Source organism: uncultured Kiloniella sp., assembly GCF_937128705.1.
Lineage (GTDB): Bacteria > Pseudomonadota > Alphaproteobacteria > Kiloniellales > Kiloniellaceae > Kiloniella.
The window spans coordinates 20,221-38,255 of the sequence record NZ_CAKZMP010000081.1; the positions used below are offsets into that span (position 1 = coordinate 20,221).

Annotated in this window: 16 protein-coding genes and 3 tRNA genes; 5 read left to right on the top strand and 14 right to left on the bottom strand. The window is 44.7% G+C overall.

The features are described 5' to 3' along the window. Positions 1 to 73 precede the first annotated feature (73 nt). From Q0241_RS04735 to Q0241_RS04745, 3 genes are all read left to right on the top strand, one after another. Positions 74 to 1,120, top strand: a complete 1,047-nt coding sequence (locus Q0241_RS04735; protein ID WP_299373909.1) for an FAD:protein FMN transferase — start codon at positions 74 to 76, stop codon at positions 1,118 to 1,120. A gap of 18 nt (positions 1,121 to 1,138) precedes the next feature. Further along, on the top strand, positions 1,139 to 1,366 hold the full coding sequence (gene nqrM / locus Q0241_RS04740; RefSeq protein WP_299373912.1) for a (Na+)-NQR maturation NqrM: 228 nt from the start codon (positions 1,139 to 1,141) through the stop codon (positions 1,364 to 1,366). 376 nt (positions 1,367 to 1,742) lie between these two features. Further along, complete coding sequence (locus Q0241_RS04745) at positions 1,743 to 2,264, top strand: CBS domain-containing protein (RefSeq protein WP_299373915.1); 522 nt, start codon at positions 1,743 to 1,745, stop codon at positions 2,262 to 2,264. Between the two features lie 319 nt (positions 2,265 to 2,583). Here the strand turns inward: Q0241_RS04745 and Q0241_RS04750 are convergent. The 13 genes from Q0241_RS04750 to Q0241_RS04810 all read right to left on the bottom strand — a co-directional run bounded on the left by Q0241_RS04750 (position 2,584) and on the right by Q0241_RS04810 (position 14,545). Continuing rightward, positions 2,584 to 2,659: transfer RNA gene (locus Q0241_RS04750), tRNA-Val, on the bottom strand. Between the two features lie 144 nt (positions 2,660 to 2,803). Next, positions 2,804 to 3,079 carry an HU family DNA-binding protein gene (locus Q0241_RS04755; RefSeq protein ID WP_046505047.1) on the bottom strand — a complete coding sequence of 92 codons (276 nt, stop codon included), beginning with the start codon at positions 3,077 to 3,079 and terminating at the stop codon, positions 2,804 to 2,806. Positions 3,080 to 3,248: 169 nt separating this feature from the next. Beyond that, entirely contained in the window at positions 3,249 to 5,648 is a 2,400-nt protein-coding gene (lon, locus tag Q0241_RS04760; RefSeq protein ID WP_299373923.1) for an endopeptidase La, read from the bottom strand. A 135-nt stretch (positions 5,649 to 5,783) separates the two neighbouring features. Further along, positions 5,784 to 7,049 (bottom strand): ATP-dependent Clp protease ATP-binding subunit ClpX, encoded by a 1,266-nt coding sequence (gene clpX / locus Q0241_RS04765; RefSeq protein WP_299373926.1) that lies wholly within the window; start codon positions 7,047 to 7,049, stop codon positions 5,784 to 5,786. 188 nt (positions 7,050 to 7,237) lie between these two features. Then, positions 7,238 to 7,882: an ATP-dependent Clp endopeptidase proteolytic subunit ClpP gene (clpP, locus tag Q0241_RS04770; protein WP_299373927.1), complete on the bottom strand. Its 645-nt coding sequence runs from the start codon at positions 7,880 to 7,882 to the stop codon at positions 7,238 to 7,240. A gap of 145 nt (positions 7,883 to 8,027) precedes the next feature. Then, positions 8,028 to 9,455, bottom strand: a complete 1,428-nt coding sequence (gene tig / locus Q0241_RS04775) for a trigger factor (protein ID WP_299373929.1) — start codon at positions 9,453 to 9,455, stop codon at positions 8,028 to 8,030. Positions 9,456 to 9,560: 105 nt separating this feature from the next. Further along, positions 9,561 to 9,645: transfer RNA gene (locus tag Q0241_RS04780), tRNA-Leu, on the bottom strand. A gap of 149 nt (positions 9,646 to 9,794) precedes the next feature. Next, complete coding sequence (locus tag Q0241_RS04785; protein ID WP_299373931.1) at positions 9,795 to 10,538, bottom strand: DUF4197 domain-containing protein; 744 nt, start codon at positions 10,536 to 10,538, stop codon at positions 9,795 to 9,797. Positions 10,539 to 10,833: 295 nt separating this feature from the next. Next, positions 10,834 to 11,085 (bottom strand): hypothetical protein, encoded by a 252-nt coding sequence (locus Q0241_RS04790; RefSeq protein ID WP_299373934.1) that lies wholly within the window; start codon positions 11,083 to 11,085, stop codon positions 10,834 to 10,836. A gap of 136 nt (positions 11,086 to 11,221) precedes the next feature. Next, positions 11,222 to 12,694 (bottom strand): NAD(P)H-hydrate dehydratase, encoded by a 1,473-nt coding sequence (locus tag Q0241_RS04795; protein WP_299373937.1) that lies wholly within the window; start codon positions 12,692 to 12,694, stop codon positions 11,222 to 11,224. 173 nt (positions 12,695 to 12,867) lie between these two features. Continuing rightward, a complete protein-coding gene (locus Q0241_RS04800) occupies positions 12,868 to 13,824 on the bottom strand; it encodes a tetratricopeptide repeat protein (RefSeq protein ID WP_299373939.1) in 957 nt (318 codons plus the stop codon). A 109-nt stretch (positions 13,825 to 13,933) separates the two neighbouring features. Next, on the bottom strand, positions 13,934 to 14,287 hold the full coding sequence (locus Q0241_RS04805) for a PilZ domain-containing protein (RefSeq protein ID WP_299373942.1): 354 nt from the start codon (positions 14,285 to 14,287) through the stop codon (positions 13,934 to 13,936). Positions 14,288 to 14,468: 181 nt separating this feature from the next. Further along, positions 14,469 to 14,545 (bottom strand) — tRNA-His (locus tag Q0241_RS04810). 566 nt (positions 14,546 to 15,111) lie between these two features. On the opposite strand from Q0241_RS04810, the gene Q0241_RS04815 reads away from it, so the two are divergent. Together Q0241_RS04815 and glnA are read left to right on the top strand one after the other, a co-directional pair. Beyond that, positions 15,112 to 15,450, top strand: coding sequence for a P-II family nitrogen regulator (locus Q0241_RS04815; protein WP_085900312.1), 339 nt, complete (start codon positions 15,112 to 15,114; stop codon positions 15,448 to 15,450). Between the two features lie 59 nt (positions 15,451 to 15,509). Next, a complete protein-coding gene (gene glnA, locus Q0241_RS04820) occupies positions 15,510 to 16,919 on the top strand; it encodes a type I glutamate--ammonia ligase (RefSeq protein ID WP_299373949.1) in 1,410 nt (469 codons plus the stop codon). A gap of 286 nt (positions 16,920 to 17,205) precedes the next feature. Here glnA and Q0241_RS04825 read toward each other — a convergent pair whose 3' ends face one another. Next, positions 17,206 to 17,832 carry a response regulator gene (locus tag Q0241_RS04825; RefSeq protein ID WP_299373952.1) on the bottom strand — a complete coding sequence of 209 codons (627 nt, stop codon included), beginning with the start codon at positions 17,830 to 17,832 and terminating at the stop codon, positions 17,206 to 17,208. Positions 17,833 to 18,035 lie beyond the last annotated feature (203 nt).

Genomic DNA, 18,035 nt, shown 5'->3' on the forward strand with positions numbered 1-18,035 from the left:
TTGTTGAATCTGCTATAAAACTCGCCCATAAGCCAATGAAACTAGCTTTTATATTAGCACGGAGGCCTTAATAGTGCCGGATAATTTCCTCATTTCGCGCCGTAATTTCATGATCATGCCTGCTTGCCTCGCTGCATTGAGTGCTTGCAAATTAGGATCTTCATCATCGGTGTTAAAAGTCGCCGGTCTCACCATGGGCACCAACTACTCTATAGTAGCAGTCGATCACACACAGGCTTTATCAGAAGAACAGCTGCGTAAAGATATTGATTCAGCTTTGTTGCAAGTAAACACACAGCTATCTAACTGGGACCCTGCATCTGAAATCTCACGCTTCAATGCCTCGACATCAACCGACTCGGTCACTGTTTCTCCTGCACTTGCAGAGGTTATGAATGCTGCCAATGCCGTTCACACCGCAAGCGACGGGCAGTTTGATGTTACTCTCGGTCCATTGATTGATCTGTGGGGTTTTGGTTCAGTAGGCAACACTGCACAGACACCGACAGCAGAGGCAATTGAAACTGCACTTCGCGCGTCAGGTCAAAGCCGGACCTTACGTGTTTCTGATCAATCGCTTCAGAAACAAACACCTGAAACAGAAATTTATCTCTCTGCTATTGGCAAAGGTTATGGCGTTGATGTAATTGCCCGTAAGCTTGAGAGCCACGGCATCAAAGACTTTATGGTAGAGATTGGTGGCGACCTATACACTGCGGGTCTCAATCCAGATGGTACACCATGGCAAATCGGTATTGAGACACCAGATGCACATGACCGTACAATGCAAGAAGTTGTTGGCCTTTCAAACCTTGGCATGGCGACATCTGGTGACTACCGGAACTATTTCGAGCAGGACGGTGTGCGTTATTCACACATCATCGACGCTCAAACAGGTCGCCCGATTACTCACACAACTGCGTCTGTAACAGTACTAACAGAAAATGCGATGCTGGCTGATGCTTGGGCAACTGCCATGCTTGTTCTTGGTAAAGAGCGCGGTCTGGAAATTGCAAATAATCTTGATATGGCCGTATTGTTCATTGAACGTGATAGCAATGCTACCCATACTAAGTTTATCACAACGCCAAGCACGCGCTTTAGCGACATGCAAGCTTAGAGATTGGATAACTGACCAGTGGCTACCTTCTTATTAGCATTCGGCATCTTAGCCCTACTCGTCCTAGGCATGGCCATTGGTGTTATTATGCAGGGCAAGACGATTAAGGGCAGCTGTGGTGGCTTAAACGCCATCAGTGGCGCTGATCATTGCTTGGTCTGCAATAAAGAAGTCGATCCAAACAGTCCTCTTCGTGACAGACTAAGTTGCCCGCGCGCACGGGAAAAACAGAATCAATCTAGTTAGATAACGAACAGACTCCCTCGTCATAAAAATCCTCTCTAATTATCTGATTAGAGAGGATTTTTTGTATCTATTTTCTTGTCATAAAAAAATCTGGGGAATCTGTTTACTAAGATCCTGTTGTGAGAGGCACAAATCCTAATATCAATAGGCAACTTGCTGCAACAAGGCCGGAAATCCACAGTTGCCAAGTCGGCCCTTCGGCTTTCCACACTCGGCGATATTTATAGCCAGCCATACAGGCGATTACGAAAATTAACGTCGCGCACCAAGGGGCAAGAGTTATCGTGATCAAAAAGCAAGACTTCCCTAAGTAAATGATTTGTCTTATAGTTATTAAGCACAGTCCATAATGACAATCAAGTCAGGATGCTTTCTTATGCCTACGACCTATCAAGCACCAAGAAAAAGTGACAACCAGCAAAAAAAAACAGTTAGCCAGTCGGCGCAATCAAACTTTGCTGCCGGAACAGCCACCGTACAAAATATTATCGCTAACAAAGGCGATGCTGTTTTTTCGATTAACCCTCAAGACACTCTCGGAAAAGCAGTCGAACTTCTCAGCGAAAAACGGATTGGGGCCTTGGTTGTTTCCGATTCTGGCGGTACGTTGCTCGGCATTCTCTCTGAACGAGATATTGTTCGGAAACTCGCAGAAACGCCCGGACGCACCCTACCCCATAAAGTCGAGCAAGTTATGACCAGTGAAGTAGAAGTGTGCACTCGGGACGAAGCACTTGTATCCGTCCTCCGCCGCATGACAGATGGTCGCTTTCGACACATGCCAGTGGTAGAGAATAACAAGCTGATAGGTGTCGTCACGATCGGTGATGTGGTGAACTACCGACTTAATGAACTAGAGTACGAGACCCTACAGCTAAAACAGCTGGTTGTTGGTTAAAGAGCGCACGTCGAGGGGTTAAAACTCACAGCCATGAGAGCTTTATCATGATGATGTCTCTCTCTCCTCGAGCTATTTTCAATCCATCACCTTCACAGCAAGCCTAACGAACGTTTATTGGATTAATTACAGCTGACTGATCGCTCTATTAAGTAAGCGATCAACCAGAATGAAATGCCAGAATGAAATGGATCGTGTAAAAGCTTACCGATAACGTCTAGAACGGCTTTTGATATTCTATATCAAAAGTACAAGACACTGATTTATAGACGCAAAAACGGCGCTTCAATTATTTGAAGCGCCGTTTTTATAAGACGTCTGGTGGGCGATGACAGGCTCGAACTGCCGACCCTCTCGGTGTAAACGAGATGCTCTACCAACTGAGCTAATCGCCCACCAGACGTCTCGTCTGATGAAGGAGCTTTTAAGGTGATTCGCGTTCCTTGGCAAGGGTAAAATTACACAAAATTGACAATAAACAAAAAAAAACCGGCTAGCTGATCGCTAACCGGTTTTTCATAAGCAACTACAAACAGTTATTACTTGTTTACAGCGTCTTTCAAGCCTTTACCGGCTTTAAATTTAGGCTGCTTAGAAGCAGGAATCTGGATAACCTCACCAGTACGTGGGTTACGACCCTGAGAAGCAGCACGTGCTGCTACACTGAAAGTACCAAAACCAACGAGACGAACTTCGTCACCACCAGTTAGAGCATCTGTTACAGCTTCGAATACACCGTCGATAGCTTTACCTGCATCGGCCTTAGATAGACCTGTTTTATCAGCTACAGCTGCGACCAAATCATTTTTATTCATGGTTGACCCCCCCTCTAATTATACGGGTAAGATTGAAAAAAAGTGTCTAACGACTTCTTGATTGTGGGGCAATTGTAGATCGCTAATGGCAGCGACGTCAATGCAAGAAACGTCCGAATCCCAAGGGTTTTGGTCGCATTTTATCTATCTTGCCCCACAAAAAGCACAACTAGTGCGTAATTACCCCTTCACGATCGCCTTCATGATGCTTTTCAGCATCACTTCCTTCGTTCCAATCCTCTATCGGCGTCAGATTCTCTGAAAGCGCCGCTTTAAGGACCTCATCGACCGTAGAACAAGGAATTACCTTGAGTCCCTGAAGAACATTATCAGGAATATCGGCTAAATCTTTCTCATTTTCCTGCGGAATAATGACCGTTTTGATATTTCCACGAAGCGCAGCCATCATTTTTTCTTTCAAACCGCCAATTGGCAGCACACGACCACGCAATGTTACCTCACCAGTCATAGCAACATCGTGTCGAATCGGTGTTCCTGTCAAAACAGAGACGATCGAGGTCACCATCGCCACACCAGCCGAAGGCCCATCTTTAGGAGTCGCCCCCTCTGGAACGTGTACGTGGATGTCTTTTTTATCGAATAGAGACGGCTTGATGCCAAATTCCAGACTACGACTCTTCACAAAATATTCTGCAGCCTGGATAGATTCCTTCATCACATCCCCAAGTTTACCTGTCGCAGAAACTTTACCCTTACCTGCAACAGTCACAGATTCGATTGTCAGGAGTTCACCACCAACTTCTGTCCAGGCAAGACCGGTAACAACACCGACAAGATCTTTCTGTTCAGCTTCACCGTAACGATAACGTTGAATACCAGCAAAATCACCAAGGTTATCAACGGTCACATGAACTGCATCCGTTGTACCCATCTCGATTTCTTTAACAGCCTTACGCAACAGCTTCGCAACTTCACGCTCCAGACTACGAACCCCTGCTTCTCGAGTGTAATGCTGTATCAATTTGCGAAGCGCTTCATCATCAATAGACCACTCTTCTTTTTTGATACCATGATCTTTTAACTGCTTTGGCAACAAATGTCGGATCGCAATCTGCAGCTTCTCGTCTTCGGTATAACCCGGGATTCGAATGATTTCCATACGATCCAACAACGGCTGTGGCATACGCAACGAGTTTGCAGTCGTGACAAACATCACATCAGAAAGATCATAATCAACTTCGAGGTAGTGATCATTAAATGTATTGTTTTGTTCCGGATCCAAAACTTCAAGCAAAGCCGAAGAAGGATCACCGCGCCAGTCATTGCCCAGCTTATCAATCTCATCCAACAGGAATAACGGGTTAGACGATTTAGCCTTCTTCATTCCCTGAATAACTTTACCCGGCATAGACCCGATATAGGTTCTGCGATGCCCCCGCACTTCGGATTCATCACGTACACCGCCCAAGCTCATACGTACAAAGTTACGTCCTGTTGCCCGCGCAATCGATTTACCCAAAGATGTTTTACCAACTCCAGGAGGGCCAACAAGGCAAAGGATTGGGCCTTTGACTTTACGCATCCGCTGCTGAACAGCCAAATATTCCAAAATACGTTCTTTGACCTTCTCAAGACCGAAATGCTCTTCATCTAGAACTTTTCCAGCATTGGGAATATCTTTTTTGATTTTGCTGCGCTTTTTCCATGGAATAGAAAGCATCCAGTCAAGATAGTTACGAACTACCGTTGCTTCCGCAGACATCGGGCTCATGTTACGAAGCTTTTTCAGCTCCGCCGTAGATTTCTCTTTAGCTTCTTTCGTGAGCTTGGTTTTTTCGATCTTGTCTTCAAGTTCGGCAAGCTCATCGCGACCATCTTCGCCTTCGCCAAGTTCTTTTTGAATAGCTTTTAGTTGCTCATTCAAATAATACTCGCGTTGGGTTTTTTCCATTTGGCGCTTAACGCGATTTCTAATTCTTTTTTCGACTTGAAGAACGCCAATTTCGCCTTCCATAAAGCCGTAAATTTTTTCCAGACGTTCAGCAATTGTCTCGCATTCCAGAAGTTCCTGTTTTTCAGAAATCTTCAACGAAAGATGCGATGCAACTGTATCAGCAAGCTTACCAGATTCGTCGATTTGGTTAATTGAGACCAAAACTTCCGGTGGGATTTTTTTGTTCAGCTTAATGTATTGCTCGAACTGAGAAACCACACTTCTTGAAAGAGCATCAAGTTCTCTTTCATCACCCTCGTCATCGTCCAATGGCTCAGCTTCGGCCTGGAAGAAGTCTTCATTATCAGAAAATTTCGTAATCTTCGCACGACGAACACCTTCAACGAGCACCTTAACGGTACCATCAGGCAACTTAAGTAATTGAAGAACCGTACCGATTGTACCTACAGTGTAGATATCAGACGGGCTTGGGTCATCCTGGGATGCATTTTTCTGTGTCACAAGCAGTATCTGCTTGTCTTCTTTCATCACATCTTCAAGCGCACGAACAGATTTATCACGTCCGACAAATAGTGGAACAATCATATGCGGGAAGACAACTATGTCACGTAAAGGGAGTACGGGATAAACATCACCGTGAGAAATTTCCAACATATATCCTCACAAGCTCGCTGGCTTAAAAACAGAGTCTAGGGGGTGATTTCTCACCCCCCATTAAATTAACAACTTTATATAGATAAGAACAGGTACGAAACCTTCAAGCCATTAAGCAAGAATGGCCTGCCAAAGTTACGCGTCCGTGCCGGTCTCTTCCTTGCTATCACCGTATATATAGAGAGGTTGCGCCTTACCGGTTACAACTTCGCTATTAATAACAATTTCTTCGACACCTTTAAGGCCTGGCAATTCGTACATTGTATCAAGAAGAATACCTTCCATGATAGAACGCAGACCACGCGCACCGGTTTTCCGTTCAATTGCCTTTTCAGCAATTCCCAAAAGAGCACCATCGGTAAAGTTCAGCGCAACATCTTCCATATCGAACAGACGCTTATACTGCTTAACCAATGCATTCTTAGGTTCGGATAAAATTTCGACCAGTGCATCAGCATCAAGATCTTCCAGTGTCGCAACAACTGGCAGACGACCAACAAATTCAGGGATCAAACCGAATTTCAACAAGTCTTCTGGCTCAACTTCTCGAAGGATGTCACCCATTCTTCGTTCATCTGGCCCGACGACATCTGCACCAAAACCGATGGATGATCCTTTGCCACGACCAGAGATAATTTTATCCAGTCCAGCAAAAGCTCCGCCAACGATAAAGAGGATGTTTGTCGTATCGACCTGAAGGAATTCCTGTTGCGGATGCTTCCGTCCGCCCTGTGGCGGCACAGAGGCAACAGTGCCTTCCATGATCTTTAACAACGCCTGCTGAACACCTTCACCAGACACGTCACGTGTAATGGATGGGTTATCAGATTTCCGGCTGATCTTATCGACCTCGTCAATATAGACGATACCACGTTGCGCACGCTCGACGTTGTAATCAGCAGATTGTAGAAGCTTGAGAATGATATTCTCAACATCTTCACCAACATATCCTGCCTCAGTAAGCGTCGTCGCATCAGCCATGGTAAAGGGAACGTCCAGAATTCTCGCCAAGGTCTGCGCCAGAAGTGTTTTACCACAACCAGTTGGACCAACGAGCATAATGTTGGACTTGGCGAGTTCTACATCACCAGATTTATTCCCATGTGCCAGACGTTTGTAATGATTATGCACAGCCACAGAGAGCACTTTTTTAGCGTGCCCCTGTCCGATGACATAATCGTTTAACACATCACAGATATCCTGTGGCGAAGGTACCCCGTCACCAGATTTTACCAATGATGATTTATGTTCTTCACGAATGATATCCATACATAGTTCTACACACTCGTCACAAATAAAGACGGTGGGTCCCGCAATCAACTTGCGAACTTCATGCTGGCTCTTGCCGCAGAAGGAACAGTAGAGAGTATTTTTCGAGTCGTTATCGCTCGATTTTGACATTACGTATGAGCCTCGAAATCAATTCCCAATATTAGGTCATGTTGACAGACAGACCCGACCCGCACAATGGGAAAAATCCATGTTATAAGCAAAACACCTCGACAATTACCAATAAAGTACCTGTCTTTTATAATGAGGATAACAAAGCTTCGTTAATGAACTCTTCCCAATGCCGATCAAATTATCAACTATTTAGATGCATCGCCTTTATCGCTCGCATCTGCTTCCCGGTGAGAAATAACCTCATCAATCAACCCAAATGTTTTAGCTTCATCGGGTGTCATAAAGTTATCACGCTCCATACCCTGCTCAATTACTTCAATTGGCTGACCACAGTGGTCGGCATAAAGTTTGTTCAAGCGAGATCTGGTGTCGATGATATCTTTTGCATGAATCTCAATATCAGTTACCTGCCCCTGGAATCCACCAGAAGGTTGATGGATCATGATCTTGGAGTTTGGCAGGGCGAAGCGCTTGCCTTTAGCACCAGCCATCAACAACAAAGACCCTGCAGATGCGGCCTGACCAACACACACAGTGGAAACTTCGGGTTTAATGTATTGCATGGTGTCATACATCGCCAAACCAGACGTCACCACACCGCCAGGTGAGTTGATGTAGAAAGAAATATCTTTCTTTGGATTATCTGATTCAAGGAACAGCAATTGAGCGCATATTAGGCTAGCTACCTGATCGTTTACTTGACCAGTCAGAAAGATAATTCGCTCTTTTAGAAGCCTTGAGTAGATATCATAAGAACGTTCACCACGGCTTGTTTGCTCAACAACCATAGGAACGAGTGTATTCATATATATATCGCGTGGATCACTCATAGCTTCCCCTCAACGTAATTCGCGTGTCACATATTAATTAACAAATTAAGCTCGTTAACTATATCTCACTAGAAAGTAATATGGGTTGCGCGAGAGATTCGCACAACCCATACAACACGTTTAGTTTTATTAAGGCGATCAGACCTTAAGCATCTGCCTTTTTAGCAGCAGCTTTTTTAGCGGGCTTTTTGGCCGGAGCTTTTTTTGCAGCTGCTTTTTTGGCAGGTTTCTTTTTTGTTACTGCTTCGTTTTCAGCTTCGATCTGCTTACGAAGATCATCAGGAGAAATGGATTTCTCAGTAACCTTTGCAAGATCAACGATGAAATCAACAACCTTGTCTTCGAATACTGGCGCACGAAGGTTTGCCAAAGCCTGCGGGTTCTTTTGATAGAACTCGAAAACAGCCTGTTCTTGACCAGGATAGTTACGTGCTTCCTGAAGAAGAGCTGCGTTCAGTTCTTCTTGAGTAACATCAATTTCATTCTTACTGCCAACTTCAGAAAGAAGAAGACCAAGACGAACGCGACGTACAGCAATGTCCTGATATTCAGCTTTTAGCTCGTCTTCAGACTTAGCAGCATCTTCTTCGTCAAGCTTGCCCTGTTCTTTGTCGGCTTCGATCTGTTTCCAGATACCGTCAAATTCAGATTCAACCATTGCTTCTGGAACATCGAAGTCATGGTTATCAGCAAGCTGATCAAGAACTTCACGCTTCAGTTGAGAATGTGCGATGCGGTCATATTCAGTTTTAACCTGCTCAGCAACACGCTCTTTAAGTTTTTCGAGGTTCTCTTCACCAAGCTTTTCAGCAAGCGCATCATCAACTTCAGCAGGAACGGTTTCTTCGATGTCTTTTACTTTAACTTCAAAGACAGCATCTTGACCGGATAGCTTCTCGTTGCCGTAACCTTCTGGGAAAGTAACATTTACAGTTAGGTCATCGTCAACGTTCGCGCCAACAACCTGATCTTCAAAACCTGGAATGAACTGACCAGAGCCAAGCTCCAGTTTAAAATCATCGCCAGCCATGCCAGGAAGAGCTTCACCACCAACGGTGCCTTTAAAGTCGATTGTTACAACATCGCCTTCTTTAGCTTTACGCTTACGCTTAAGCGGCTGAGTAGTTTTGTGGTTTTCAGCAATACGACCAAGAGATTCGTCAACTTCCTTTGCAGGAACATCAACAGAAAGCTTTTCAAGGTTCAGTTTAGCGAAATCCATAGGCTCGATATCAGGGATGATTTCAAAAGCGATTGAATATTCGAGATCTTTACCATCATCAAAAGAAGTAACTTCGATTTTAGGCTGCATTGCAGGACGAAGGCTACGCTCTGAGATAACTTCCTGAGAGGTTTCGTTTACCAATGCTTCGAGAACTTCGCCCATCACGGACTTACCGTAACGTTGCTTCATCAATTTCATTGGAACTTTGCCAGGACGGAAGCCTGGGAGCTTGACTTGAGAACTTAGCTCAACCAGACGACTATCGATTTTTGCGTCGATGTCATTGGCGGGAACGACCACCGTAAATTCGCGTTTCAGATTGTCCGCGTTTGTCTCAGTTACCTGCATTTGCCGGCGACGCCTTTCATTTTAACGTAAAAAAGACCTTGGAGGACAAAAGCAAGCTGCCCGGGCAGCGCTGGCCTTCCAGGGTCAAACAAATTAGTTTCGAGATGGTGCGGGTGAGAGGACTTGAACCTCCACGCCTCTCGGCGCCAGAACCTAAATCTGGTGCGTCTACCAATTCCGCCACACCCGCATTTCGTCTCGATTTGGAGGGGTTTAATACATCATTACGGAGGACGCAACTAAGACTTTTCAATTTTGTTGTTTTTTTTTGATTTTCTCATCACGTTTTTCACTGATCTGCCCAAAAACCCCAGAATACTGCCAATCTTTATTTTTCCATCAAGAGCCAAAAACATTCTTAAGAATCTCTGTTGTTCGTGCCACTGGATTCTGACGAATCTGTTCTTCTTCCTTTGCCAGATAATAAAACAGCCCTTCCAGCGCCTTAGAAACAGTATAATCAGTCAGATCAGCCTTCACATCCGGTACAAAAGGAATCGCTTTGTAGTTGGAAATCATTTCTTCATAACTGTTAACCGCACCAACTTCTGAAAGTGTTCGGTCAATAATCGGTTTAAATTTCGCCTTTAAATCAGGGTTCATTTTTTCCTGAAAATACCTCGTGGCTTCGTCATTGCGTCCATTATAAATCCGTCGCGCATCTTCCAGCGTCATTTTAGAAATCGTATCAAGGAAAATTTCACGAGCTTCCACCGATGCTTTTTCTGCGCCACGATTGAGCTTGAGCTCCAGATCATCTGCCATAGAAGACAGGCCGACGGTGCGTAATGCGCCCTGAACTTTCTTCAAACTATCTGGTAAAGGAATATGAATGTTGCTATCCGCATTGAAACCGTCTTGCAAGCTGACTTGATCAACAACGCGGGAAGAACCAACTCGCAAGGCTTCCTTTAGACCCGTCGAAATCTCACCAACACTCAAATTGCTCTGACTTTGATCATCCTGCTTCGCGTCACCGCCCTGGAGTATCTTAAGACCATCACTGAATAAATCAGCCTGTACGGGCAGCGTAAGAAGCGTAAATGATAAAGCAGCAGAAATTGTAATGGATTTTTTGAACATGAAGATATTCCGAACCTGATAAAAAAGTTACCTAACCGAAGTTAGCTCTTATAGTTGTTTAGCTTAATTCTTGCTCTAGATGTGAAGAGAGAAACGTAGTGTCCCCACACAAGGAAGAAGAACCGAGCTAAACATCTACACATATAACAGATTCGGAAAGCGCGTATATATACGTAAAACATTAAACGCAAAGAAATCACACTCATTAAGAAATATACAAAACACAAAAGGCCCTGAACATTCAGTTCAAGGCCAAGTAATCATATTCCCGATTATCCCCTAAATACTTAAAGCGTTAAACCGCCTGGCAGTAACGCTCAGAAAAGCTTGAAAGACCAAGTGTCCTAAAATCTACGAACCCTGTACTGGTATCCCCATCAACCGATATGGAAAAATGTACATGCGGGATGCCAAAGGTATCCTTCTTTACATTAATAACCTTAGCTGTTTCCACAACCCGATGGGGATTCACATAACGATATTTGTGACCAACTTTGACTTCATCAGAGTCGCGCTTGAACTTATATAGACTATCAACGAATGACATAATTAAACCCTAAATACGAACACTTTCTATACATGACAGTGCCAATAATCGCAGGTAGCTATTAAATAAAAGTAAATAAATAGATCAAAAACCACATATTTTTTTGTAACTCTAAGGGGTTACAGACTCACACACATCACTCACACCCCCTAAAGGGCACAATAGATTCACCAACACCATTGGGAAGATCATCAGCAATCATGCCACTTCCAGCCCTCTGTGCGGCATCGCTATGCAACCAAACTCCGGCACAGGCAGCATCAAATACAGATACTCCTTGCGCAAGTAACCCCGTAATAATACCAGCAAGAACATCACCTGTTCCACCACGTGCCAACCAATAAGGCGCATTCGTATTGATCACGGCCCGCCCATCCGGAGCCGCAATGATCGTATCAGCCCCCTTCAAAACAATCGTGCACCCGGCCTTTTCGGCAGCTTCACACGCCCGCTCCAATCGACACCCCTGAGCTTGAGGAAAGAGCCTCTTAAACTCCCCCTCATGAGGCGTGATAATCACTTGATCATTTAATAACGACAATAACTCTTCAGGATTTCCCTCAAAAACACTGATGGCATCAGCATCAAGCACGACAGGTACAAAGCAGTCTTTCAAAGTTGTCGCGACAAAAAATTTAAAAGCATCATTGCGCCCAGCCCCCGGCCCCACAACGAAAGCACTTATCTTTTTATTTCTCAAAAACGCTCTTAACACCAATGGATCTTTGTGCCCATCCACAATGAGACTCGGTGATGTTACCGCATAGACTAACTTGTCAGATTCGGAACAAAGCACTGTCACAAGGCCTGAGCCAACTCGTAACGCAGACATTGCAGCCAATCGTCCCGCACCCGACATCTGGCCACCCCACACGAGACTATGGCCAAAATCGTATTTATGGCGATCATAGTCATAGCGAGGGATTTGATCACACCATAGATCCGGATGATTTTCCTGACAGTTCAAAGACAAGCTGGCCGTAACTTCTTTTGGAATACCAATATCAGCGACGATAATTTCACCACACAAATCAGCACCAGGGTAAAGACAATGCCCGGTCTTTTTAAGAGAAAAAGTAACAGTTTTTTCCGCACGAAAAGCGACATCACCAACAACATTACCCGTATCGCCAGACACGCCACTTGGCACATCGACAGAAACAACACGCTTTTGTCGCGACCACTTAACATAATTACAGCAGGCACGATCAAGGGGGCGTGACAGCCCCGCCCCGAAAAGCGCATCGACAATAACGTCGGCTTGCTCAAAGTTTTCCACACCAAGTTCAGGAACAACACCCCCTTGCCATTCCAGAGCAAAATGCAGGGCATCACCCTCAAATTCTGATATAGGCAACATTGAATAGAGCTGAACCTCATACCCCCGCTCCCTCAACACGGCAGCAGCGACAAAACCATCCCCGCCATTATTGCCAGGACCACAAAGCACAAGCACCCGCCCCTCAGGAATGATATCGCAAACGGCCTGCGCAACAGCTTGTCCAGCATGTCGCATCAATGAAATTCCAGACACACCAGATTTTATCGCCAAGCTATCCGCCTGATACATATCGCGAACACTAAGAAGAGAATGATCACCCCTACACATCATCAAAAGCCATAATAGTTAGAGAAATTCTTCTAACTATTACCATATCACGAGTGTACTTTCAGGCATTGATATATATGCGCCCAAGACTTAACGCATCAAGATATACAGCTGAGCAGAAAAGAAAAAACTATGCTGGCCGCGTTATCACCAACAAAATCAACGCTAAAAAATCACCTTTTGGGATTAAATTTAGGCTTTGGCACTAACAAACTACCAACACCATTATAGCCTCGGGGATTTTTCTTTGGCCTGAAATTACGGTCATCCTTAAGCGGGCCAATCAATGCAACAACGTCCGCAGCAGCAATCGTCTCTGATGAAACAGGCTCTGGCTTAGGGACCGAAACCTCTACAATACTGGTAGACACCTCTTCAGAATCTGCCTCCACTTTCATATTCTCGGCCTCTAAAGCAATAGCCGAGTCTGAATTTTCAATGGCCTGCTCCCCAATAACAGGCTGCGCGTCTGCCTCTTTCACGGCCTCAGCTTTCAACTGCGCAAGTTCGGCAAGTTTAACAGATGCAGAGGTACTGCCATTTCTTGCTGCCGCCTGATACCACTTTTCAGCCACTTGATTATCGACTGAAACAGACAGACCAAGGCGATAGACTTCGCCCAAGGCGTATTGAGCACCAGACACATTATTATTTGCCGATTGATGGAACCAGAAAACAGCGCGCTCAAAATTTTGCGCGACGCCTTCGCCACGGAAAAGAGCAAGCCCCAGATTATATTGCGCCATCGGATGGTCCGATTCCGAAGCCATACGCCAATACCCGACGGCCTTCGCCTGATCGGCCTCGACACCTTTACCCTGCGCATACAAACGGCCAAGATTGTTTTGAGCAGCAGCAACACCCTGACTCGCAGCAGCTTCGTACCACTTAATTGCTTCGAGATATTTTGGCTCGCTACCAAACTCTGGTGTTTCGTAAAGCTTCCCCAAACTGTATTGGGCTTTTCCGTGTCCATTCTCTGCTAACGGCAACCAGAATGACAAAGCAAGCGCATGATCTCCCTGTTCAAAGGCCGTTACACCGTTCAAATAATCATCTGCTTTTACGATATGTAACGGTGATAGTGTCATTACACTAACAAGAAGGACACGACTAAGGGTCTTACGCATACTATTGAAACCTACGAATCTAAATTACAGGTGTGAACCTACATATTAGATCAATATGGCTCAACAATGACCTTCACATTATGAACATTTATTTAGTTGAAAATTTATTTCAGGATCTTATTTGCTCTGGAACATCCTTATCCGGATACAAAGCCAAACAGGTGTATTGGAGCAATTTTTCACGATTACCCGAAGACATTATAACGCGTACACCGATCTGATTATCCCGTTGCCACATAACCTCACCTTGGAATTCGCCGGCAATGGAATGTGTCAGCGTAACTTCTTCACCGATATCAGCCCCTAGATTTCCCTTGAGACAAAATCCACCAAAAGACAAATCAGCGATGGTTGTCATAACCGCTTGACCGTCTCTATCAACAACTTTTAGGGAAATCGGTTCAGAAGCCGGAAATCTGGGAGCCTGGCGTCTATCTTCACCAGCGATCGCGTTATTTTCCATCACACATGCCTTCATCAATGAAACAATTATGTCAAATTAATGATAAATCAAAACAACCTAATCAGTCGTTAAGAAAATAATGGTCGAAAATAAAATATCTGTGATCGACCAGCAGGCATGAGACACAAAAAAAAGCGGCAAACCAAATGGTTACCGCGCACACCTAAAACCAAAGTTGACATGGGGTGGCTGAGGGGACTTGAACCCCCGACCCCCGGTACCACAAACCGGTGCTCTAACCAACTGAGCTACAGCCACCACAAGGTCAACGAGGTAACGTATATTCGTTACCGATGAGCGAGCTTTTATACACATAGAGTGAAGCCGTCAAGCGCAACTGTACACACAAAGAAAATTGTTTTCACTCTCTTCTTATTATTATGGACACCCACCAAGCCAGAATAAAAGTAAAACTCCCTTAAACCGTAATATATCGCTAATCGACAGACCCCATCAGGAAGTATGAATTTTCCCTTAGCTCTACCTTAACCTCATGAATAACGGATTCCTGACTCCGATCATATTCTCCGGCTTGGTAAGATCACATGAACGCAATAGCACTCAAAAAAAAACCACAAGCCCCTTAGTATAAGCGATCACGGTCGAATCCTCAGATCACTCAAATGACGTGAATATAATCAAAGACCACCCGCAAACCTAAATTTTAGGCACATAGTGCACAAAAAAAAGGCACCCTATCCAAAACATTTTTTTAATACACCTAAAATTAGCCGTTTTAGAGTTGGCATGCATCATGCAATTAAGGGTGCATAACAATATGGACGAAAGAGCCGCCCCCTACTGATGCTGGAGCATTCGGACAAATGAAAAAGATCGAAGCGATCATTAAACCTTTCAAACTCGACGAAGTGAAAGAAGCCCTTCATGAAGTCGGCATTAATGGTATCACCGTTACTGAGGCCAAGGGTTTTGGCCGCCAAAAAGGCCATACAGAGCTTTATCGCGGTGCAGAATACGTTGTCGACTTTTTACCAAAGGTAAAAGTTGAAATTGTGCTTGAAGACGAACTGGCAGAGCGCGCTACCGAAGCAATACAACAAGCAGCCCAAACCGGCCGTATCGGTGATGGCAAAATTTTTGTTAGCCACATCGAAGAAGTAATTCGTATCAGAACTGGCGAACGCGGCGGCGACGCCATCTAATCTAATCAAATAAGAACACATCCCATAAAGAAAATACTTTACTACAAAGGAAAGAGCTTATGGCTGACGTAAAGAGCGTCCTTGATATGATCAAGGAAAACGAAGTTGAATTCGTTGATTACCGTTTCACAGACCCACGCGGAAAATGGCACCACATGACAATGTGTGCTTCTGCTGTTGGTGAAGACGAGCTGGAAGACGGCATTTTGTTTGATGGCTCCTCCATCGAAGGCTGGAGAGCAATCAACGAATCAGACATGATCATCAAACCCGATCTTACATCCGCTGTTATGGATCCGTTTTCTGCACAGGCACAAATTATTTTAACCTGTACAGTATACGAGCCGGATTCAGGCCTACTTTACAATCGCGACCCCCGTGCGACAGCTGAACGTGCCGAAGCATATCTTCAGTCCACAGGTATCGGTGATACTGTTTATTTTGGCCCGGAAGCTGAATTCTTCGTATTTGATAATGTACAGTTTGATACAAACAGCCACAGCACATTCTTCCAGTTGGATGACGAAGAATCTCCGCACATGACTCGTGCCGAAATCGACGGCGGCAACTCTGGCCACCGTCCACGCGTCAAAGGTGGCTATGTTCCTGTAGGCCCTGTCGATACTGGCATCGACCTGCGCGCAGAAATGACCACTGTTCTTAAGGCAATGGGCGTTGAAGCTGAAAAGCATCACCATGAAGTTGCGCCGTCACAGCATGAGCTTGGTGTTAAGTTCAACACACTTGTTCGCGCTGCTGATGAACTCCAGATCTACAAATATGTCGTACAAAACGTTGCCCACGCTTATGGTAAAACAGCGACATTTATGCCAAAGCCAGTTGCTGGGGATAATGGTTCCGGTATGCACTGTCACCAGTCAATCTGGAAAGACGGCAAACCAACTTTTGCTGGCGAGAGCTATGCAGGCCTGTCCGAGACCTGCTTGCACTATATTGGTGGCGTGATCAAACATGCGAAGGCTCTTAACGCCTTCACAAACCCATCAACAAACAGCTACAAACGTCTGGTTCCTGGTTTTGAAGCACCTGTGCTACTTGCATATTCTGCACGTAACCGCTCTGCATCTTGTCGTATTCCACACGGATCAAACCCGAAAGCAAAACGCGTAGAAGTTCGCTTCCCAGATCCTGTTGCAAACCCATACCTTGCGTTCTCAGCCCTTCTGATGGCTGGCCTTGATGGAATTCGCAACAAAATTCACCCTGGCGATGCAATGGATAAAGATCTTTACGATCTACCAGCAGAAGAGCTTAAAGATATTCCAACGGTTTGTGGCTCTCTCAGAGAAGCGCTAGAAGCGTTGGAAGCTGATAACGAGTTCCTGCTTGCTGGTGATGTGTTCTCCAAAGATCAGATTGAAGCATACATCAACCTGAAATGGGAAGAAGTACAGCGCTTTGAAATGACACCTCACCCTGTTGAGTTCGATATGTATTACAGCGCTTGATGCTGTAATATAATTGATTATCCCCAGGCTTCTTTTCTCGAAAGCCCTCATCTTCAAGGGATAATACATCAAACAAAAGCCCCCGAATGATCGGGGGCTTTTGTCATTTATAGGTAGTTCTATCTACGTAAATCACTCAATTACAACTGAACGAAATTATTCTTATCTCTTTAATCAGCTAGGTATGCCTTGGTGCACGGTCACTTCACATCCCCCGAAGTGACACCCCCCTTTGCACGGGGTGTATCTAGCACCCCCAATCAAACTGCCTGCCAAGCACTAAGATTTAAGTTGCGACCAAGGCTTTGTCTTTTCCTTCTGCCAAAAGACAAAGCCTCACCATTTCCGGTAAGCTTCTGACATCCAGCTTTTCCATTATTCTGGCGCGATGAACCTCAACTGTTCGAGTGCTGATACCCAGCTCATAGGCAATGACCTTATTCAAAAGCCCAAGAACAAGCTTATCCAAAACCTCTTTTTCTCGAGGAGTGAGTTTTTCAATAACATCAACAGCATGAGCTTTAAGCTCTGATTCTTCTTGCTGCGCCTCGCTTTGCTGAAGAGCTGAAGTCACAATCTCGGTGATTTCCGTATCAGAGAATGGTTTTTCAACAAAACTAAAGGCCCCTGCCTTCATTGTTTCAACAGCTTTTGGAATATCGCCGTGACCAGAGATCATGACGACAACAAGATTACTATCTGATGCTTTAATTTGTTTAAGTGCCTCAACACCATCCATACCGGGCATCCGTATATCCAAGAGGATACAACCAGAATGACCAAGCAGGTTTTCAGAAAAAAATTCTTCTGCTGATGCAAAAGTCTGAATAGAAGCCTCAAAAGAGGACGTACTTAATAGCAATTCAGTAGATTCACGTACAGCATCGTCGTCATCAATAATGTATATATACATATCGTCTCTCAGCAAAACCGTTTGAACTCTGTCTCATTCTACAACAAACTATCAAACAGGTATCTAAATATTCCAAAGCCTTCCAAGCATTATTTACAACAATAAGAAAGACAACAAGCTCTAGTTTGCTTTCCTGATCACAAGCAGAATAGATTTGATCCCGACAACCAGAAGACAGCTCGCGCTAGATTGCAAATAATATG